Annotated in this window: 16 protein-coding genes and 1 tRNA gene; 9 read left to right on the top strand and 8 right to left on the bottom strand. The window is 63.7% G+C overall.

The annotated features are described in order from the left end of the window. Window positions 1-23 precede the first annotated feature (23 nt). On the bottom strand, window positions 24-638 hold the full coding sequence (gene wrbA, locus BUB62_RS05595; protein ID WP_073107203.1) for an NAD(P)H:quinone oxidoreductase: 615 nt from the start codon (window positions 636-638) through the stop codon (window positions 24-26). Between the two features lie 423 nt (window positions 639-1,061). Here wrbA and BUB62_RS05590 point away from each other — a divergent pair, with 423 nt between their 5' ends. The 3 genes from BUB62_RS05590 (at window position 1,062) to uvrB (ending at window position 5,803) form a co-directional block, all read left to right on the top strand. Further along, window positions 1,062-1,754: an RNA polymerase sigma factor gene (locus tag BUB62_RS05590; protein ID WP_084538844.1), complete on the top strand. Its 693-nt coding sequence runs from the start codon at window positions 1,062-1,064 to the stop codon at window positions 1,752-1,754. Continuing rightward, on the top strand, window positions 1,735-3,399 hold the full coding sequence (locus tag BUB62_RS05585; RefSeq protein WP_073107201.1) for a hypothetical protein: 1,665 nt from the start codon (window positions 1,735-1,737) through the stop codon (window positions 3,397-3,399). Before BUB62_RS05590 ends, BUB62_RS05585 begins: the two co-directional genes overlap by 20 nt. A gap of 370 nt (window positions 3,400-3,769) precedes the next feature. Then, window positions 3,770-5,803, top strand: a complete 2,034-nt coding sequence (uvrB, locus tag BUB62_RS05575) for an excinuclease ABC subunit UvrB (protein WP_073107196.1) — start codon at window positions 3,770-3,772, stop codon at window positions 5,801-5,803. Between the two features lie 206 nt (window positions 5,804-6,009). On the opposite strand, the gene BUB62_RS05570 is transcribed toward uvrB, so the two are convergent. Further along, a complete protein-coding gene (locus BUB62_RS05570) occupies window positions 6,010-7,383 on the bottom strand; it encodes a T9SS type A sorting domain-containing protein (RefSeq protein WP_073107193.1) in 1,374 nt (457 codons plus the stop codon). A 203-nt stretch (window positions 7,384-7,586) separates the two neighbouring features. Between BUB62_RS05570 and uvrA the strand changes: the two genes are divergently transcribed. Next, complete coding sequence (uvrA, locus tag BUB62_RS05565) at window positions 7,587-10,133, top strand: excinuclease ABC subunit UvrA (protein ID WP_073107191.1); 2,547 nt, start codon at window positions 7,587-7,589, stop codon at window positions 10,131-10,133. Between the two features lie 82 nt (window positions 10,134-10,215). Here the strand turns inward: uvrA and BUB62_RS05560 are convergent. Continuing rightward, window positions 10,216-10,288 (bottom strand) — tRNA-Gly (locus BUB62_RS05560). Window positions 10,289-10,417: 129 nt separating this feature from the next. Between BUB62_RS05560 and BUB62_RS05555 the strand changes: the two genes are divergently transcribed. The 4 genes from BUB62_RS05555 to BUB62_RS05540 all read left to right on the top strand — a co-directional run bounded on the left by BUB62_RS05555 (window position 10,418) and on the right by BUB62_RS05540 (window position 13,050). Continuing rightward, window positions 10,418-10,648 (top strand): hypothetical protein, encoded by a 231-nt coding sequence (locus BUB62_RS05555; RefSeq protein WP_073107188.1) that lies wholly within the window; start codon window positions 10,418-10,420, stop codon window positions 10,646-10,648. 29 nt (window positions 10,649-10,677) lie between these two features. Continuing rightward, entirely contained in the window at window positions 10,678-10,914 is a 237-nt protein-coding gene (locus BUB62_RS05550; RefSeq protein ID WP_073107186.1) for a hypothetical protein, read from the top strand. A gap of 18 nt (window positions 10,915-10,932) precedes the next feature. After that, entirely contained in the window at window positions 10,933-11,469 is a 537-nt protein-coding gene (locus tag BUB62_RS05545) for a GNAT family N-acetyltransferase (protein WP_073107183.1), read from the top strand. A 192-nt stretch (window positions 11,470-11,661) separates the two neighbouring features. Then, window positions 11,662-13,050, top strand: coding sequence for a serine aminopeptidase domain-containing protein (locus tag BUB62_RS05540; protein WP_143164041.1), 1,389 nt, complete (start codon window positions 11,662-11,664; stop codon window positions 13,048-13,050). 231 nt (window positions 13,051-13,281) lie between these two features. Here BUB62_RS05540 and BUB62_RS05535 read toward each other — a convergent pair whose 3' ends face one another. From BUB62_RS05535 to BUB62_RS18930, 3 genes are all read right to left on the bottom strand, one after another. After that, the gene (locus BUB62_RS05535) at window positions 13,282-15,543 is read right to left on the bottom strand and encodes a B12-binding domain-containing radical SAM protein (protein WP_073107177.1); all 2,262 of its coding nucleotides are present in this window, start codon (window positions 15,541-15,543) and stop codon (window positions 13,282-13,284) included. A 218-nt stretch (window positions 15,544-15,761) separates the two neighbouring features. Next, window positions 15,762-16,334 carry an AraC family transcriptional regulator gene (locus BUB62_RS05530; RefSeq protein ID WP_084538843.1) on the bottom strand — a complete coding sequence of 191 codons (573 nt, stop codon included), beginning with the start codon at window positions 16,332-16,334 and terminating at the stop codon, window positions 15,762-15,764. Continuing rightward, on the bottom strand, window positions 16,331-16,690 hold the full coding sequence (locus BUB62_RS18930; protein WP_143164040.1) for a hypothetical protein: 360 nt from the start codon (window positions 16,688-16,690) through the stop codon (window positions 16,331-16,333). The genes BUB62_RS05530 and BUB62_RS18930 overlap by 4 nt, the downstream gene beginning before the upstream one ends. Window positions 16,691-16,907: 217 nt before the next feature. Between BUB62_RS18930 and BUB62_RS05525 the strand changes: the two genes are divergently transcribed. Beyond that, on the top strand, window positions 16,908-17,171 hold the full coding sequence (locus BUB62_RS05525) for a hypothetical protein (protein WP_073107175.1): 264 nt from the start codon (window positions 16,908-16,910) through the stop codon (window positions 17,169-17,171). A gap of 92 nt (window positions 17,172-17,263) precedes the next feature. Here the strand turns inward: BUB62_RS05525 and BUB62_RS05520 are convergent, their stop codons facing one another. Continuing rightward, entirely contained in the window at window positions 17,264-18,337 is a 1,074-nt protein-coding gene (locus BUB62_RS05520) for a YncE family protein (RefSeq protein WP_159437408.1), read from the bottom strand. Between the two features lie 45 nt (window positions 18,338-18,382). After that, a complete protein-coding gene (locus BUB62_RS05515) occupies window positions 18,383-20,341 on the bottom strand; it encodes a TonB-dependent receptor (RefSeq protein ID WP_073107170.1) in 1,959 nt (652 codons plus the stop codon). Window positions 20,342-20,375: the final 34 nt, after the last annotated feature.

The raw sequence follows: 20,375 nt of genomic DNA, 5'->3' as shown, positions 1-20,375 counted from the left end.
ATTTAATCCGAAAAAAGCGAGGGTTATTTTGCCGCCAGCTTGCGGGCAATTTCGGCCGTGTGCCGGCCCTGGAAACGCGCGCCTTCCAGCTCGTTGGCGCTGGGCTGCCGCTCACCTTTGCCGCCCGCTATGGTGCTGGCGCCGTAGGGCGAGCCGCCGGTTATCTCCTCAATATTCGTCTGCCCCTGCCAGGAGTAGGGCAGCCCCACGATAACGAAGCCGTGGTGCAGCAGCTCGGTGTGGAAGCTACGGATGGTAGTTTCCTGCCCCCCGTGCTGGGTGGCCGTGCTCACAAACACGCCGCCGACTTTGCCCACCAGCGCCCCCTTGGCCCACAGGCCGCCGGTGCCATCCAGAAACGACTGCATCTGGCCGCACAGGTTGCCGTAGCGCGTGGGCGTGCCGAACAGAATGGCGTCGTATTGGGGCAATTCCTCCACGGTAGCCACGGGCAGATGCGCGAAGGCCTGCTGGGCCTGCGTGGCCCCAATCTGGTCGAGCAGCGCCGTGGTCAGCGTTTCGGGCACGCGCTTTATCACTACTTCATTGCCGGCCACCTCGCGGGCACCCTCGGCAATGGCTTCCGCCATCTTGTAGATATGGCCATACGTGGAGTAAAACAGAACCAGGGTTTTCATGGGGCTTGGGCGGAAAAAGTGAAAGAATAGCTGGGCAAATCTGCAGCGGCCGGGGCAAAAAAGGCCCAGACCGCCCCGCAAGCTGCCCTAGCCGCCGTGGGCAGCTAGGTGTGTACATACATGTATTTGGCAAGCCGGGTTGTAATGACTTATTTTTTGCCAGCAACATCTTCATTGTAAATGCTTTCCTTAGGGCATTGCAGATTTTTACGGTCCTTGTGCAACCTTCTGACGGGCGACCTTATCTTCCTTTTGCCGTCCGGGATTTTAGGCCGCCGGGCGCATCGATTTTAGCGCATTCTACCCGTCGCATATGCCACACGCTATTCTCACTTGCTCGCTGCTCCCGGAGCCAGCCGCTATTTCTGCTAGTCCCCGTATGGTTGCACGCGCTAACGACGGCCAGCTGGGCCGCTCCTGGTAATGGGCGCGCTATCTGCCGCGCTGGGCACTGCAAATGGGCTGCGCAGCCTGCTGCCGGATGGCCTGTCGGCTTCCCGTCCTGCTTCCTCCCCGTCCTCGTCGTCTGCTGCTGTGCGCCACCTCACTCCGCCCTCCCAGCTCAGCGAGGCCGAGCTGATTGATGGCTGCCTGGCCGGCAGCCGCCTGATGCAGAAACACCTCTACGACCGGTTTTCGGGCAAGATGATGGCCGTGTGCCTGCGCTACGCCCAAACCACCTTCGAGGCCGAAGACGTGCTCCAGGAGGGCTTTATCACCGTGTTCAACAACCTGCGCGGCTTCCGCCGCGAGTGCCCGCTGGAGTTCTGGATCCGGCGCATCATGGTGAATGCCGCCCTGCGCCAGCACCGCCGCAACGCGCCGCTGGTGGCCGTGAGCGAGGGCGAATACCCGCAGGATCTGGCCGGCGAGGAATTTACGCTCTCCAACTACGCTTTCGAGGAAATGCTGGCCATGGTGCAGGAGCTGGCTCCGCGCTACCGCATGGTGTTCAACCTGTTTGCCATCGAAGGCTACGGCCACAAGGAAATCGGGGAAATGATGGGCATTTCCGAAGGCACCAGCAAGTCCCAGTATTCGCGCGCCCGCGCCATTCTCAAGTCCAAACTGGAGCGTCTCGACGCCCACCGTCCTAATGCTACCTTCCGAAACTAATCATACGCCGCCTTCCGGCCCGCCCACCGGCGACCTGGAGCACCTGTTCCGCCAGAAATTCGCGGAAGCCGAGGTGCCGCCCCGCGCCAGCCTCTGGGAGCAGATCGACCACAACCTGGTGGTGGGCCAGAACGAAACTTACCGCCGCCGGCTGCTGCTCTACCGCTGGGTAGCGGCCGCCAGCGTGGCGCTGCTCGTGAGCTTTGGCAGCTGGTTTGGCCTGCGCTACGGCGGCCTGTCGGGCGGAAAGCCTGAGCTGGCGGCCCGTACTGCGGCTTCGGCGCAGCCCGGCCGGGCCAGTGCTGTCGGTACTGACGCTGCTTCATCGGCCGCCGAGCGGCTGGCGCTGGGGCAGTCGGCAGCGGAAGCTGCTACGGCTGCTGCATCCAGCACCATGAGCAGCAGCGGCATGGCTGCGAACAATGGCGCGTTGGCCGCAGGTTCGGCTTCGCCGCAGGCCGCAGGAGCGGTGCTGGCTGATGCGGCCGTCGCAGCCAGCCAGCGGGCCGCGGGCTTCGCGGCCCGGCTGGGTGCCCTGGCCGGCGCGGAAGCCCCGCGGGCCGGGCGCACTGGTACTGGCTCCGGCTCCGCTGACTTCCGTTCGGGCGTGGCCCGCTCGGCCGGTGCGGCTGGTGGCCCGGCGCAGCTGGCCCTGGCTTCGGGCCCGATGCTGGCGGCGGCTTCCCAATCGTCGCAATCTGCCGGATATTCGGCTGCGCTGGCCGAATTGGATGCCCGGCTGGCAGCGCTGCAAAGCGGCCTGAGCTACGGCCGGCCCGCGCTGCTGCCTCAGCAGCCGCTGGTGGCCAGCCTGACTTCGGCCCCCGGCCAGCCCGCCGACGCAGAGCAGAAGGAAACGGCCGGCCGGCCCCGCCGGTGGCGGCTGCTGGGCTCCTATGCCGCCTCAGCGTATTCGCCCAACGCCGACTTCTCCCGTCCCGGTGCCAGCGCCACCTACTCCAGCCGAAACGCGCCAGTTGGCAGTCCGGACTCGTATGGGGTGGCCGCCGCCGAATACCGGCAGCACCTGCGGGCCGGCCTCGGCCAGCGCGCGGCTCTCACGGCCAGCTACACCATGAACAAGCACTGGACGCTGCTCACGGGCCTGGAGGCCGCCGAACAGCGGGCCTCGTCGCGCACCTCCTACGGCTTTCTGGACAGCCACCACGCCGCCGTAGAGGCCGGCGCGGCCAACATGGACCCCGATATCATTCAATACCGGGCGCCGGTGTCGCATGCCACGTATTACCGCTACCGCACGGCCGGCTTGCCGGTGGGTGTGCGCTACGGCACGGCCAAGCCCGGCGTATCGGTGTATGCCAAAGTAGGGGCAGTGGTGAACGTGCTGCTGAACAGCCGCGCCGAGCTGGAAGGCGCACCCGAAGCCACCAAAGTCTACAATCTGGCCTCGGCCAGCTCGCCCTACCGGCGGGTGCAGCTGGCCGCCCGCGCCGGGGCCGGAGCCCGCTACCAGCCCGCCAACGCCCGCTGGAGCGTATCGGTAGGCCCTACGGCCGAGGCCGGCCTGAACACGCTCAATGCCGACCCCAACCAGTCGGTGCTGCGCCGCTCGCGGCCGTACTCGGTGGGCCTGGAAGCCAGTGTGGAATTCGGTGGCAAGTCGAATTCGCTGCTAACTCCTTAAATTGCGCAACGCAACGGTTTTTTTATCTTACCCTAACGCTTATTCATGATGAAAACAGTACTCTTACTTTTAGCGGTTTGGGTGTGTTTGGGACTGGTGCGGTTCGGCGAAGCGCCGGCCCGGCCGGCGGCTCTCGGACCAGCCAAAGCGGAAAAGCTACTGCCCCAGGCTGCGTCGTCAGGCGCTGAGGCCACCGGGTCGCCCACGGCTTTCCCGCTGAGCAGCATCACCCGCTTCTGACAGCGACCCCGCAATGCGCGAAAAAAAACCCGTCGGGCCACCCGGACGGGTTTTTTCGTTTCCAAAGAAACCTACCTTGCCGCAATGGAGTTATCCGGGGCTGCCTTAGTCGCCAAAATTTTCCTTCTGCATGGAGTATAAACTGACCTCTGAATTCAAACCTACCGGCGACCAGCCCAGGGCCATTGCCCAGCTCGTGGCGGGCGTGGAAAGCGGCGAGCCGGCCCAGGTGCTGCTGGGTGCCACCGGCACCGGCAAAACCTTCACCGTAGCCAACGTGGTGGCCCAGACCGGCCGCCCCACGCTGGTGCTCTGCCACAACAAAACCCTGGCCGCCCAGCTCTACAGCGAGTTCAAGTCGTTTTTCCCGAACAACGCCGTCGAGTACTACATCAGCTACTACGACTACTACCAGCCCGAGGCCTACATTGCCAGCACCGACGTCTTTATCGAGAAGGATCTGGCCATCAACGAGGAGATTGAGAAGCTGCGGCTGCACTGCACCGCCACGCTGCTCTCGGGCCGCCGCGACATCATCGTGGTGGCCTCGGTGTCGTGCATCTACGGCATCGGCAACCCCGAGGAGTTCAGCAAAAACGTCATTTACCTGGCCCCGGGGCTGAAATACTCGCGCAACAACCTGCTCTACCAGTTCGTGCAGATTCTGTACTCGCGCACCGAGGTGGAGTTCACGCGCGGCACGTTCCGGGTGAAGGGCGACACGGTAGACCTGTATCCGGCCTACGCCGACTTTGCCTACCGCATCTTCTTTTTCGGCGATGAAATAGAGGCCATTCACAAGATTGACCCGCAGAGCGGTAAGAAGCTCAGCGATGAGGACAGCGTGACGCTCTACCCGGCCAACCTGTTCGTGACCGGCAAGGACACGCTGAACCAGGGCATCAAGGAAATCCAGTTCGACCTGGTGCAGCAGCACGCCTACTTCGAGAAGGAAGGCCGCGACTCGGAGGCCAAGCGCATTATGGAGCGCACGGAGTTCGACCTGGAGATGATCCGGGAGCTGGGCTACTGCTCGGGCATTGAGAACTACTCGCGCTACTTCGACGGCCGCCAGCCCGGCGGCCGGCCCTTCTGCCTGCTCGACTACTTTCCCGACGACTACCTGATGGTGATTGACGAGAGCCACGCCACCATTCCGCAGGTGCGGGCCATGTGGGGCGGCGACCGGAGCCGCAAAACCGCACTGGTCGAGTACGGCTTCCGCCTGCCGAGTGCGATGGACAACCGTCCGCTCACGTTCAACGAGTTCGAGAGTATGTACCGGCAGGCCATCTACGTGTCGGCCACGCCTTCCGATTATGAGCTGGCGCAGTCCGGCGGCGTTATCATTGAGCAGATCATTCGCCCCACGGGCCTGCTCGACCCCGAAATCGATGTGCGGCCCAGCGTAAACCAGATCGACGACCTGCTGGATGAGGTGGACAACCGCGTGAAGATGGGCGACCGGGTGCTGGTGACCACGCTTACCAAGCGCATGGCCGAGGAGCTGCAGAAGTATATGGAGCGCCTCGGCATCAAGTCGCAATACGTGCACTCCGACGTGAAAAGCCTCGACCGGGTCGAAATCCTGCGGCAGCTGCGTTTGGGTGTTATCGATGTGCTCATCGGCGTAAACCTGCTCCGCGAAGGCCTCGATTTGCCCGAGGTGAGCCTGGTCGCCATTCTGGATGCTGACAAGGAAGGCTTCCTGCGCGACCAGCGCAGCCTGATTCAGACGATGGGCCGCGCCGCCCGAAATGAGAAGGGCAAAGTCATTATGTACGCCGACCGCATGACCGGCTCTATGCAGCGCGCCATTGATGAAACCAACCGCCGCCGCGCCGTGCAGCTGGCCTACAACGAGGAGCATGGCATCACGCCCCGCACCGTCCGCAAGTCGCACGACGAAATCAACGCTTCCACGTCTTTGTCGGATAAGCGCCGCATCGAGCCGGATGCCTACGCCGGGCCGGACACGGATACCATGCTGCTGGCCGCCGAGCCCGTCATTGCCATGATGACCAAAACGGACCTCGAAAAGCTCATCAAGCAAACTGAAAAGCTGATGGAAGGGGCCGCCAAAGACCTCGACTTTCTGCAGGCCGCCAAGTACCGCGACGAACTGGCGCAATTGAAGCAGATGGTGAAGACGAAGCGGGAATAGGTTGTTTTAGACAAAAGGAACGTCCTGCTGAGCTTGTCGAAGCATCTCTACTGCTTCATCTGATTAGTAACTCAACGAAGCGGTAGTGATGCTTCGACAAGCTCAGCAGGACGTTCCTTTTGGCCGATAGTTATTAAAAAAAGCGCCCTGGCCATACTGGCCGGGGCGCTTTTTTTAATACACCAAGCGGTAAGAAACGCCGCCGCTTACTGAATCACCAGCTTCTGCTGGGCGGCACCGCCTTCGGTTTTCACCTGTAGCGTGTAGATGCCCGCGGCCTGCTGGCCCAAGTCCAGCGTGAGGGCCGGCGTGGCGGCTTTGGCCGCGCGGCTGAATACTGGCCGGCCCAGCGCATCGAACACGGTCAGTTGGGCGTCGGTGCTGAGGCTGGCCAGCTTCACCGTGAAGCGGCCGTCGGCGCTTGGGTTCGGAAACACGCTCAGACCGCGCTGCAGCGCCACATCTTGGCGGCTGCCGAGCACGGTGCTGGTCAGCTTGTAAGCTCCCAGGCCGGTGCCGGTAGCCGGAGCAAAAGCGCCGGACCAGGCCACCGTGGGCGAGGCTACATCCAGCGCTACGTGGCTGCGGGTATTTTCAATATTAACCCAGGTCTGGCCGTTGTCGCGGCTGTAGGAGGAGCCCGCGTCGTTGTTGCCACCCAAACTGCTCAGGTCCGCGCCGACGGAAAGAAACTGGCTGGTGCCGGGTACGTTGTCGAGGGCCATAGGGTGCAGTGGGCCGGTATAGGGGAGCATTTGCCAGGTGGTGCCGCCGTCGGTGCTGCGGGCCAGCTGGTGGTTGGCTCCGCCGGTATCGTCGAGGCCGATGGCCAGGCCGTTGTTGGCATCACGGAAAGCGACGCTCTGCCCGCTAAGCCCGAGGCCCGCGTCGCTGATTGTCCAGGTGAGCCCTTTATTGGCCGACTTGAGGACCCGGCCCTCGCTGGTCAGGCACCACACGGAGTTGCCAACCACCGAAGGCGTAATCTGGTTATTCAGCACCCCATTATAAGCAGGGAATTCGTCGGCCAGGGGCACGGGTAGGGTCGCGTCCGGGATGCGGGTCCAGGTAGTACCTGCATTGGCGGTGGCATAGATTTCGAAGCTGTTGTCGCCGGGGAGTTTATCGCCTACGCATACGCCTTCGGTAGGACTGAAGAAGGCAATCATATCCGGGAAGCTGAACTGGCCGCCAAACTGGGTGGCGGTAGTCTGCACCGTCCAGGTCGTGCCGCCATCGATGGTGCGCAGGATACTGCCCCCGCCTTGGTCATTATGCACGCAAATCAGCGCAACGGTGGCGCTTAACCCCACAAGGCCCGTCACGGATTGGCCATCTAATAGTGTGGGGATGGTCGTTACCGTCCAGGTAGCGCCGCCGTTGATGGTGCGGGCTACTTGCCGGTCGCCGATGGAGGAAGGGTAGTCAAAATCGGCGGCCCAGGCTACGTTCGCATCCACCGCATCAATGTAGGCAGGCGTAGCATCGTAGCGGAAGCCGATGGGCTGCAGCGCCCACTGGGCCTGCGCCGCCGCGCCGCTCAGCAGCAAACCGGCCAGAAATAGTACTGTTTTTTTCATACGGGTAATCGGTGATAGATGAGGAAAAATGAGGTTTGGAACCAAAGATAGAGAACTGCAGAGTGTGGGCGGAGTAGTTGCGGCGAATTGAAGAGAATCAAACAATAGAGCGCTCCGGCGGGCGGCTGTCCGGTCGCGCCGCAAGCCGGCACGCAGGCCAGCCCCGTCATAACCGTGCCCCGGCCCGCACCGTTAGACCGCGTATGCCAAACCACCCTTCCCAGCCCACTCTCAATGATTTCACCGGCTTCGTGCAAGTGCGCGGGGCCCGCGAGCACAACCTCAAAAACGTCAGTCTCGATATTCCACGCGATGCGTTGGTGGTGTTCACGGGCGTGTCGGGCTCGGGCAAATCGTCGCTGGCCTTCGGGACGCTGTATGCTGAAGCCCAGCGGCGCTACCTGGAATCGGTTTCGCCCTACGCGCGGCGGCTGTTTCACCAGATGGCCGTGCCGGAAGTAGATACCATTGAGGGCTTGCCGCCGGCCGTGGCGTTGCAGCAGCAGCGCGGCACGCCTACCACGCGCTCCTCGGTAGGCTCGGTCACCACGCTTTCCAACCTGGTGCGGATGCTGTATTCGCGGGCCGGGCAGTATCCGGCGGGGCAAAGCATCGTGTATGCCGAAGCCTTTTCGCCCAACACGCCCGAAGGCGCGTGCCCCACCTGCCACGGCCTGGGCCGCATCTACGAAGTGACGGAGCAAAGCATGGTGCCCGATCCTTCGCTCACCATCCGCGAGCGGGCCATTGCGGCCTGGCCCCAGGCCTGGGGCGGCCAGAACCAGCGCGACATCCTCGTCGCGCTCGGCTACGACGTGGATACGCCCTGGCGCGACCTGCCTCAGCAGGACCGCGACTGGATTCTGTTCACTGATGAGCAGCCCGTGGTGCCGGTATACCCCGGCTACTCACCCGAGGAAACGAAGCGCGCCCTGAAGCGCAAGGAGCCGCCGAACTATATGGGCACTTTCACCGGCGTGAAGCGCCATGTGCTGCACACCTTCGCCACCACTCACAGCCCGCTGATGAAGAAGCGGGCGTTGCAGTATATGCTCAGCAGCGAGTGTCCGCTGTGCCACGGCAAGCGGCTGCGGCCCGAGTCGTTGGCTGTAAAGTTCGCGGGCGTCGATATTGCCGACCTCTCGCGGCTGCCGCTGCAGCGGGTGGCGGCGCTGCTGCGCCCGTATGCCGCGGGCCACAGTACCGGCAACAAAAAGCAGGACATTGCTCACCCCGAGCAGGCCGTAGTGGCCCAGCGCATCGCCGCCGACCTCTGCGCCCGCCTGCAGGTGCTCCTCGACTTAGGCTTGGGCTACCTGGCGCTGGAGCGCAGCACGCCCACGTTGTCGCCGGGCGAGCTGCAGCGGCTGCGGCTGGCCACGCAGCTGTATTCCAATCTGTTTGGGGTGGTGTATGTGCTCGATGAGCCTTCCGCCGGCCTGCACCCGGCCGATACCGAGGCCCTGCTGGCGGCGTTGGCCGAGCTGAAGCGCGCCGGCAACTCGCTGTTTGTGGTAGAGCACGATCTGGACGTTATCCGGCAGGCCGACTGGCTGGTAGACGTAGGTCCCGCCGCCGGCGAGAAGGGCGGCGAAGTGCTCTATAGCGGCCCGCCCGCCGGCCTGGCCCACATCGCCGCCTCCCAAACCCGCCGCCACCTCTTCGACCTCGCGGCCCTGCCGCCCCGCCAGCCGCGCACCCCCACCGGCTGGCTAAAGCTAGCCGGCGTAACGCGCAACAACCTGCACAATCTCAGCGTGGAGTTTCCACTGGGCGTTTTCACGACGGTCACGGGCGTGTCGGGCTCCGGCAAATCGAGTCTGGTAAGCCAGGTGCTGGTAGATTTGGTCGCCGCCCAGCTCGGCCACGAGCTACCGACGGAAGAAGAGGAGCTGGATCCGCTGGAACGCGCCGCGCCCCCGGAATCCGGGGGGCGCATCGTGGGCGGCATGGAGCACCTCAAGCGGCTGGTGCGCGTCGACCAAAAGCCCATCGGGCGCACGCCGCGCTCCAACATGGCCACCTACACTGGCCTGTTCGACCACGTCCGGAAGCTGTTTGCTGCCACCCCCGAGGCCCGCAAGCGCCGCTACGATGCCGGCCGCTTTTCCTTCAACGTAGCCAAGGGCCGCTGCGAAACCTGCCAGGGCGAAGGCTTTGTGATGGTGGAGCTGCTGTTTTTGCCCAGCGTGTATTCGCCCTGCCCCACCTGCCACGGGGCCCGCTACAACGCCAAAACCCTCGAAATACAGTATCAGGAGAAGAATATCGCCGAAGTGCTAGCTCTGAACGTGGACGATGCCTGGGACTTCTTTGCCCAGGAACCCACGGTGCAGCGGGCCCTCACGGTGCTGCGCGAAGTGGGCCTGGGCTACCTGCGTCTCGGTCAGCCCGCCACCGAGCTATCGGGCGGCGAGGCCCAGCGCATCAAGCTGGCCACCGAGCTGCAGCGCGCCCAGCGCGGCAACTCCCTTTACGTCCTCGACGAGCCCACCACCGGCCTGCACCCCGCCGACGTAGAAAAGCTTCTAGTGCAGCTCGACGGCCTGGTAGAAGCGGGCAACACAGTGATAGTAGTGGAGCACGACATGCGCGTAGTAGCTGGCTCCGACTGGGTGCTGGACATTGGCCCCGGTGCCGGCGAAGAAGGCGGCCACGTAGTAGCCGCCGGCCCGCCCGCCACCGTAGCCAAAGCCACCAAAAGTCGCACCGCGCCGTATCTGGCGCGTTTCCTGGCGGGCGGGGCATAGGGCAGGCCTGGGTCTGCAATAGCCGCCGCGGCGAAAATAAAACAGCCACCCAAACTTGCGTTTAGGTGGCTGACTCTAACTGAGCGAGAAACGAGGTTCGAACTCGCGACCCTCAGCTTGGGAAGCTGATGCTCTACCAACTGAGCTACTCTCGCTGAAAAACTTTGGTAGGCCAAAAGTACGCACGTAAAACCAATTTGCAACCCCGCCCGGCCGGCTGGGCTACCGGGCAACGGCAGCCAGTGCGAATTTCCTACTAAGTTTGCCTTTCAACCCCCGTTTCTATGGCCACTCCCCACCCCGACCGCACCCGGAGCATGATATACCTGCTGGCGGGCGCTCTGCTCCTCATTGTGCAGGCCATGCGCTTCCCGCAGTTCTACACCGACTGGGCGGCCAATAGCCTGGACAATACCCGGCTGGTCATCAGCCTGATTGGCATTGTGGTGGCGCTGTTTATGATGCGCACGGGCTGGCGGCTGCGCCGCAACAGCCGCAACGACGTTATCGACTAACCGCCACCCGTTGGCCCCGCCGTGTCCGTATGCCGCGCAAGCTCCATCCCGTTTCCCAGAAGATAGTCGGCTGGCTGTTCCTGACGGCCGGCGTGCTGCTGCTGCTGGGCCTGGCGCTGCAGGTGGTGGTGGCGTACTACCGCTGGCAGCAGACGGGCCAGACCGGCCTCGGCGGCCAGCAGCTGGTGCTGGGACTGGCTATGTTGGCCGCCGCCGGTATCATGGTACGCATGGGGTGGCGCATGCGCACCGACCAGGACAGGTAGCTTAACTCTCTCGCCTTCATGACTTCTCCGCTTCGCATCACCCTGGCCAAACGCACCGCGTCCGTAGCCGCGCAGCTCGCCGTGCTGGGCCGCCAGACGTTTCACGATACCTTCGCCGCCGTCAACACGCCCGAGGACATGGCCGCTTTCCTGGCCTCAACCTTCAGCCCTGAGAAGCAGCTGGCCGAGCTGGAAGACCCTGAAAGCATATTTCTATTGGCCCAGATGGTGCAGGAAGTGGTGGGCTACGCCAAGCTGCGCCTCGGCTCGGCGCTGGGGTTGGAGCCCGGCCAGCCCACCGCCGGCCGCCTGGAAATAGAGCGGCTCTACGTGCGCGAAGACTGGATTGGCACCGGCCTGGGCGCGTCGTTGATGCGCAAGGCCCTTGACCAGGCCCGCGCCCACGGCTGCCGCACCGTGGTGCTGGGTGTGTGGGAACACAACCCGCGGGCCCTGGCCTTCTATCAGCGCTTCGGCTTCAAGCAAATCGGCACCCACGAGTTCCGCCTCGGGCAGGATATTCAAACTGATTTGATTTTGCGCAAAGGTCTTTAAAGGTGAAGTTGTGAAAAAGGCTCTGTCATCCTTCATCTGGCGTATGCTTGCTAAGGACCTTATGGAATGAGAACGGCAGACGTAACAACGACTCGTTCAACTGACATAAGGTCCTTCGCAAGTTCAGGATGACAGAGCCTTTTCCACAACTTCACAATTTCACCCTCCACAACTTCATAACTCCGCAACTTCGTGAGCAACGGCAGGTCGGTCTTCTCTTTGGGTAAAGCGGGCCACACCGTGGCGGCCGGGCTGCTGGGCGCGGCCCTGCTCGCCGCCTGCTCCCCGGATAGCGGCCCGAAGGCCCTGCCGCCGCCCACGGGCCATTTTGAGGGCCGCGTCACGTATCAGGGGGCCGACCTGCGCACGACCCTCGACCTGCGCGAAACCCGACCCGGCCAGCTCCAGGCCGACCTGCGCTTTCCCGATTTGCAGGGGCTGGGCTTTCCGGCCGAAAACCTCACGTTCAAGTCGCCGCAGCTGCGCTTTGAGCGCCAGCCGGGGGCAAAAGCGGGTAACCTGGTCGTGGAGGCTATCCGGGAAGGCGACTTCCTGCGCGGCCTGCTCACCACCGACAGCGTGAAGGCCGACTTGCTGCTGGTGCGCCGCGGCAAGCCCGATCCGCGCCCCTACCGCGAAACGCCGGTCCGCTTCCGTAGCGGCCCGCTCACGCTGGCCGGCACCCTGCTCATCCCCACCGCCGATACACTGCGCCGCCACCCGGCCGTGGTGCTATTGCATAGCAGCGCCTCCCCGCACCAGCGGGCCCTCCGCGCCTACGCCGACCTACTGGCCCGGCATGGCTTCGCCGCCCTCCTCTACGACCGCCGCGATGCCGCCCGCCCGCCCGCCATTCCCAGCCCTCCGGAGCTGGCCGAAGATGCCCTGGCCGCCGTGCAGGCCCTGAAGCGCAACGCGGCCGTCGATTCGGTGCACATAGGCTTGTGGGGCATTGGGCAGGGCGGGCACGTGGCGGCGCTGGCGGCCGGCGGGCCGGGCAAAAAGGTGGCCTTTGTGGTGGCCGTATCGGGGCCGGGCGTGCCGCTGGCTACGGCCACTCGCTTTCAGGCTATGGCTGCTTTGCGCCAACGTGGAGCCGCGCCGGCCGAGGTGCGGCAGGCCACGCAGGCTTTTGAGCAGCTGGAGCGCTACGTGCGCCGCAATGGCCAAGGCGACACCACGCAGCTGCACCAGACGCTGCAAACCCTCTGGCAGCAACCCTGGGCCGCTTTCACCACGCTGCCCCGCCGTATTCCGACCACCACTGAGCTGCAAACCCAGCCGCGCTGGCGCGACCTGCTGCTGGACCCGCGCGCCGCCTGGCAGCAGGTGCGCGTGCCGGCCCTGCTGCTCTACGGCGCAGCCGACGACCAGCAGGATGCCCGCGAAAGTGCCCGCCGCCTGCGCGGCGTGGTGGGCTACCGCCGCGGCTCAGTAGTGCGCGTATACGCCAATGCCAATCACGAAATCATGCTCCCCGCCGGCGTACGCCCCGATACCGACGGCAAATGGGACTGGCCCCGCCCCGCCCCCGGCTACATCGACGATATGATGACCTGGATGAAGCAGGCAGCGAAATAAAACAGCCCCAGCAGGGTAGCATATCGGTAGAAAGTATAGGCGCACACATAACAGAAGCCCCAGCGAGGCGGCACCAATCGTTGAACAAAGGTGCCGCCCCGCTGGGGCTTTAATCGTTTGGGTACGTCGGTTTTCTACCAAGATGCCGCCCCGCCGGGGCTTGGATGCTGCTTCCGTTTGGCGCTATGCTGCTGTTCAGCGCCACTACAGGACGCTAAAAGTGAAGGTGCCTTAAAACAATAGCAACCCCTTTTCGCGGAGCAAAAGCCAGGCAGGCGACTGCAGAAACGCCTCGGACGACGTGCCGGCATCCGGCGGGAAAGTAGCGGCGGCATCTTTCAGCAGCACTTTGGTGCTGTAGTCGGTGCTTAGCCTGGTAAGCAGATCGTGCAGCCACTGGCCTAGCGCGGGGGTAGTTTTTAGCTCGAAATCTTCGGCCTGCTCGTAGAAGGTGAGCGTGGCGCGGGCACCGGGGCGCGGGTCGAGAGGCGGCAGCTCGGGGGCGTTGCCCAGCCAGAACAGGCGAAGGTTCTGCTTCGCAAAATCCGGCTTTGGCGCTTCCTGAAGGGCTTTCTGGATGAGCTGGCGCGGCACGGTGGGGCGCGGAATGCGCAGGCCATCGAACCAGAACTGGAGGGGCTCGTGCAGGGCCACACCGTGCATGTAGTTGTAGAGGGCTTTGGCCAGACCGGGGCCGAACTGCTCGTGGTCGGTGCCGGTGGGGTCGTCGTGCCAGAGGTCGTTCCAGGCGAAGTCGCCGGGCTCGGGGCCGATGGCAGCCACTTGGTACTTCGCGGGGTTTTTGCCTACGGGCGAGTGCGCCGTCATGGAGAAGCGGTGCCAGTAGCCGCTCTGCACGATGCCCGCTTGGAACAGCTGGCGCACTACTTCCAAAGAGTCCACGGTTTCCTGGGCGGTTTCGGTGGGGAAGCCATACATCAGGTAGGCGTGCACCATGATGCCGGCCTGGGTGAAGCCATCCGTGACGCGGGCCACCTGGGCAATGGTAACGCCCTTTTCCATGAGGGCCAGCAGGCGGTCGGAAGCCACTTCCAGGCCACCGCTCACGGCAATACAGCCGCTGGCGGCCAGCAGGCGGCACAGGTCGGGGGTGAAGGTTTTCTCGAAGCGGATGTTGCCCCACCACGTAATGCTGACCTGCCGGCGTAGCAGCTCTACGGCCAGGTCGCGCAGGGCCAGGGGCGGAGCGGCCTCATCCACGAAGTGAAAGCCAGTCTGGCCGGTTTGCCGCACAATCTGCTCGATGCGGTCCACGAGCAGGGTGGCGGGCGCGGTTTCGTAGCGGCCGATGTAGTCCAGGGTCACGTCGCAGAAGGAGCAGCGCTTCCAATAGCAGCCGTGGGCAATGGTGAGCTTGTTCCAGCGCCCGTCGCTCCAGAGCCGGTGCATCGGGTTCAGCACCTCAATCACCGACAGATATTCCGTGAGCGGCAAATCGGAATAGTCGGGCGTGCCCACCTCGGGGTGCGGAATATCAGGGTAGGGGTGGTTGATGTACTCGACCTCACCGACCGCATTGCGCAGGAAGGTGCGTTGGAGGTTAGTTGTTAGTTGTTGGTTGTTGGTTGTTGGTTTCTCGCCTGAAGAATCAGGCACTTCACTAACAACTGACAACTGACAACCAACAACTAAATCCAATATCCGCAGCCACGGCCCTTCGCCATCGTCCAGGGTCAGATAATCGACATAATCGAAGAAGCGCGGCTCCCGGATCTGGCGCAGCTCAGTGTTGGGGTAGCCGCCGCCCATCAGAATTTTCACCGTCGGCCGCAGCTGTTTGATGCGCCCGGCCAGCCGGAGCGCCCCGTACAGATTGCCCGGAAACGGCACCGTGAAGCCCACCACATCCGGCTGCACGCGGGCTACCAGCGCGTCGGCCAGCTCCAGCAGCATCCGGTCTACGAGGTTGGGCGGGGTGTGCAGGGCTTCGTGCAGGGCATCAAAGCTCGTGGCCGACATGGCCAGCTTTTCGGCGTAGCGCGAGAAGCCAAACTGCGGCCCCACGGTTTCCTTGATCAGGTCGGCCAAGTCTTCGAGGTAGAGCGTGGCCAGGTGGCGGGCCTGGTCGGTGAGGCCCATCGTGCCAAAGGCCGATTCCAGGTCGGCCACGTTGTCGAAGCGGCCGGCTTCGGGCAGAAAGCGGCTGTGGCAGATGCGTGGGGCCAACGTATTGTCCTTGTTCTGCAGAAAGCGAATGACGGGCCCGATGGTGCTCAGGTAGCTGCGCTGCAGGCGCACCATGCGGCGGGCGTTGTCGGAAAGCTCGAAACCCCCGGCTTCGATTTCGGCGAAAACCCTAGCCAGCCCTTCTTCCGAAAACAGCTTCAATACCAGCTCCAGGCCCAAATCGGCCTGGGTGCAGGCGTAGCCGCGGCTGCCCAAAAAGCCCTTCAGGTAGGCCGTAGCCGGGTAGGGCGTGTTCAGCTGGGTGAGCGGCGGGGTAAGAAGCAGAATACGGGGGGAAGCGGACACAGCAGCGGAGCAACGGGCGAGCCGCAAAGATACGGCAAGCCACAACGAGACGCGGTGGCGCTTCCGTTCCCATATTCTCCTCGCGCGGGGCTCGGCCTTATGACAATGCAGAATGCTCAAAATAAGGACAGAAAGAAACTGCCGAGCATTAAAGAGAAATTATTCCTTCAATGCCCGGCAGTATTCTTTGTCCGGATGTGTGCCAGTAGGCCTACGATCTACGCCAACTCGTCCAGCGAAAGGCGCTTGGGCATCAGGTCGCGGCGGAACTCGCTGACGGAGCGTCCCGTGACCTGGCGGAACTGGTTGCTCAGGTGCTGACCGCTGCTGTAGCGCATCTGGTCGGCAATTTCGCCCAGCGTCATTTCGCCGTAGCTCAGCATTTCCTTCACCCGCTCTATTTTCAGTCGAATCAGGTATTTCTCGATGGTGAGGTTGGCGGTGCGCGAAAATACTTTGCTCAGGTGCGAGTAGGTGGCGGCAAACCGGTCGGTGAGGAAGGCGGACGTGGTGAGCGGCATGCGGGCGGTGCGCAGGTGCTCCAGATATTCGCCCAGCGCACCTTTTATCTGTTCGGTCAGCTGCTCGGCGCGGCCCAGCAGCACATCGAAACCGGCTTCCTGTAGCAGCGGGGCCACGCTGGCAGGGTCGATGGGGGTAGTCTGGTCGAGTTGGGCTTGGCCCAGGGTAACTTCCGTGGGCCGATACCCGGCTTGCTCAAGAAGACCGCGCACGGCTTCGATGCAGCGAGGGCAAACCATGTTTTTGATGTGCAGGAGCGTAGTTTTCACGGGCGTTTCGAGAATGAGTCTGGCCGGGCAGCGGGCCGCCCGACTTTCCGGATAGGAGAAGAGACAGGGGCAGAACGGGGAATGCGTCGCGCGGGTTCCGGCGGCATTTCAGCCCATGCTTTCCCAAACCAATTGGCGGCCGCCCAGTTCACAAAGGGCACCACGCCCAGAAACGTAACGGCTAACAGCCAGAATATTACGAAAAAAGCACCACTTAGCCGCCCGAAGAAATGATTGGAGAAGCCAAACACGTAGCCAGTCAGCATCAGGGCCAATACCAAGCTTGTGGCGGCCAGCCAGCCGGTTCGGCGCACCCAGGGCAAATGTGCAAAGTGATAGACGCGGGAAACTTTCATAAGCAAAGAACTGAGCAACAAATATATTGAGTTGCGCGACTTTCGTCAGCCCGGCCGTGGCCCGTTGGCAGCACCTGCCTGCCCAACCCGCCCGGAAACGCAATTTTTTCCGAGCTGGGCGGCTGGCGCGCCAACCCGGAAAAACCACCGCGCCGCGCCGCCGTACGTATCCTGTACACATCAGTAGCTCGCTCTTTCCCGTTTCAGCCCCTCAACCATGAAAACTGTTCTGTTCCGACCTCTGGCCCTGGCCCTGCTGCTGGGCTGCGCTTCCCTCTCCGCCTGCAATACCGGCACCGGCTCCGGCGATACCAACGTGGAGCGCGGAGCCGACAAGACCAAAGACCCCGACCCCGGCCAGCGCGCCAGCTCCAACACCAGCGGCCTGCCCACTGACACCACCCGCACTACCACCGGCAAAGACCTCTACGACAATGCCGCCACCGCCAAAGACCGCAACAACGACGGTCTGGCCGACTAGCAAGCGGAATTCTTGATTAGTCTTTGAACAAGAAAAAAGCCCTTCTGCCAGCTGGCAGAAGGGCTTTTTGGTGTGGCACTGGCTCCGAAAGCCTAGTAAAACACGAAGCCGTTCGGGCCGATGTTCACGTCGAACGAGTCGATGGCCGCGCCGGTTTCCTGGTAGCGAATGAACTTGCCGGTGGTGGAAAAGGGTGCGACGGAGCCGTAGATGGTGTTGTCTTTGGGGTCAATGTCCATCCCGTAGAAGCTGCGCCGGATGAGCGGCGTGGCGGGCAGGCTGGTGGCCGTGGTGGCCATGCGGTATACGCCGCCCGCGTGACGGTAGTAGAGCTGGTCGGCGGCGGCATTCAGGCGCAGTCCGCGGGGGTGGCCGGCGAAGGGCAGCACCGTCTGGGCGGTAGGCGTGGCGGGCGCGAATTTCACGAGGTTGCCGGGCGTGTCAGAAAGGATGGCGTATGGCGCTTTGGTGTCGTACTTCGTGATGCCCTGGCACAGCACCCAAATAGCGCCGACCTTATCGAGTACCAGGCTGCCGGGCGCGTCCTTCAGCTTGATTTTGGCTTCCACCGCGTCGGTAGCGGGGTTGATGACGCGCAAGGTGTCGTCGCCGGTATTGCCCACGTACACGCGGCCGTTGGCCACCAGCAGCTGCTCGGGCTGCATGCCCACCGCAATGGTTTTCTTCACGGTGTTGGTGGCCAAGTCGATAACGGCAACGCGGCCCTTCTTATCGAAGTTGATCCACTCGCTCACGTAGGCCTTACCGCCCACGGCCACCATATAGCGCGGCTGCTCCAGGCCTTTGATGGTGGCCACCGTCTGGAACGTCTGCATGTTCACCACTTCCACTTTCTGGCTGTTGTTGGCCACAATGTAGCCCTGCCCATTCAGCACGGCCATCGACTGCACCACGTCGCCCAGCTCGCGCTGGTTCACCGTCTGGAAAACGCTTTTATCAACCAGCTGTTTCTTGGTTTTGCTGAAGTAGGATACGGCCCCGTTGGGCGTGCCGTATTTGCCCTCGTTCAGCACAAACACGTTGCTGCCATCGGCGCTGAAGTTGTAAATGGGGCCGTCCACCTTATCGTCGGTGCAGCCGAGCAGGGCCAGCGCCCCGCCGCCCGTGAGCAGGAGTTGTTTAAAGAGGGAGGAAAATCTTGACATGGAAAACATAAAAAAGAAGGAAAAGGGAAAAGGAGAAAAAGCGAATCAGTGCCACGCCACGCGCAGGCTCACGTTGGCCGAGCGCAGCGGCATGGCGCGGTACTCGTAGCTATGATACACGCGGTTGGTCAGGTTGAAGCCCTGGGCCAGCAGCGTGAGCGAGTAGTGGGCCGCCACGCGCACGGTGCGGCCGGCGCTGGCATTGAGCAGCAGGTAGCCGGGCAAAAAGCTGGTGGCCGAGGCATCCGTGAAGCGCGGCCCGGTGTAGCTGAGCTGGTAGCTCAGCAGCCACTGGCGCCATGTATGGTCGGTGCTGAAGGCAGCCGCGTGCTGCGGCACGTAGGGCAGTTGCCGGCCGGCCGGGTCGGGGTCGGCGGCGTGGCCGCGCAGCTTGGTGGCCTGCGTGAAGGCGTAGGAGGCCCGCGTCTGCGCGGCATAGCGGCCGTGGTGCCAGCCAAGCTGCGTGCTCAGCTCCAGGCCCTGCGTGCGCACCAGCCGCAGGTTGCGCGGCGAGTACTGGCCCTGGCTGTTCGGAATCCACTGCACCCAGTCGTCGATACGCTGGCGGTAGGCCGTCAGCTCAGTTTGCAGCGCGAAGGCGGCCGGTTTCCATTCGTGCCGCAGCCCGGCCTCGTAGCCAAACCCTGATTCCGGCGCAATATTCGGGTTGCCCGTACGCCAGTACCGCTCGTTCAGGGTGGGGGCGCGGTAGCTGCGCGAGGCGCTGGCTTTCAGCGTGAGCTGTTGGGTAGCGGCCTGTCGTAGCTGCCACTCTGCGCCCAGCGTGGGAGCCAGCGGAGCGCGGCGGCTGGGCAACACGGCTTGGCGCAGGTTGGCCGTGAGGCGCAGGGTAGGGGCGGGGCTGAAGGACAGCAGCGCAAAGCCGGTAAAGCGGTTTTCCCGCACAGTATAGATATCTACCTGCCCGGCAAAATGCTGCGCTTCGGCTCCCACGCGCAGGCTGGTAGTAGGCCCAAAATTGAGCGTGTGCTCTGCCTGGGCCTGGGTGGTGCGTACGCCCGAGCGGCTTTCCACGTCATCGGAGCGGTAGTTCAGAATATCCTCAAACCACGCCACCCGCACCGCCGACTCGTGCCGGGCCGTGGTGCGGCGGTAGCCGGCTAGCAGGCGGCGGCTCTGGTCGCGCTCCTGGGCGTGGTTGTTGGCCGAGCCGGTGGAAGGCTGAATCTGGCGGTCGGCATCGGTGAGCCAGGCGGCGGCCGTCCACTCGGCACTCTGGCCGGTGCGCAGCGTCAGGTCCTGGGCGAGGCTCCATTGGCGCAGGGCGGCATTTTCCTGCCGCCGCCGCACCGGCCCGCCGGCTTCGCGCACGGTGTAGGCAAAATCGTTGCGGGCCGAGCGCTGCGAAAGGGCCGTACGCACGGCTATGCGCGCGTTGCTGAAGCTGCCTTCCAGGCTATTGGCCCGAAACCCGAAGCTGCCCCGCTCGCTTTGCGCCGTGCCCCGCGCCCCCGCTTCCCACCGCACCGGCGACGACAGCAGCACCGCCCCGCCCATAGCCGCCGTGCCGTAGGTGCCCCCGGCCGGACCATGCTGCACCACCACCTGCGTATTGCCGGAGGCCGGCAGCAGCGCAAAATCGGCCTCGCCCAGCGAAGGCAGGTTGATGTTGAAGCCGTTCCAGAGCACGGCCGTATGCCGCGCCGAAGTACCGCGCAGCGAAATGGAGGCAAGCTGGCCGGGGCCATAGTTTTTCAGGTAGAGCGGCGTACGGCTGGCCAGCACATCGGCCAGGGTGCCACTGCGGCTAAGCGCCAGCGCCAGCGAGTCGAGCTGGGTGACGCGGCTGCCCACGGCGAAGCGGCCGGGGGCCACGCCCTGCACCCGCACAGCCGGCAGCTGCGCCGCCATGCGCCGCGCTGAGTCGGGCGCGGCGGCTTGCTGCGCCCACGCGCCGGCTGATGTGCTGAGGATACTCAGCAGGCAAATGCTGCCAGAAAGCGAACCGGGAAGCCGAAGCCGCGCAACTTGATAGGTACTCATGATCCGAACTAAATTTCCGGTACCGGAAAATTCA

It is taken from the genome of Hymenobacter daecheongensis DSM 21074, from assembly GCF_900141805.1.
GTDB classification, from domain to species: domain Bacteria; phylum Bacteroidota; class Bacteroidia; order Cytophagales; family Hymenobacteraceae; genus Hymenobacter; species Hymenobacter daecheongensis.
The sequence above is the reverse complement of the archived record's forward strand: the minus strand, read 5'-3'. Positions and strand labels throughout refer to the sequence as shown.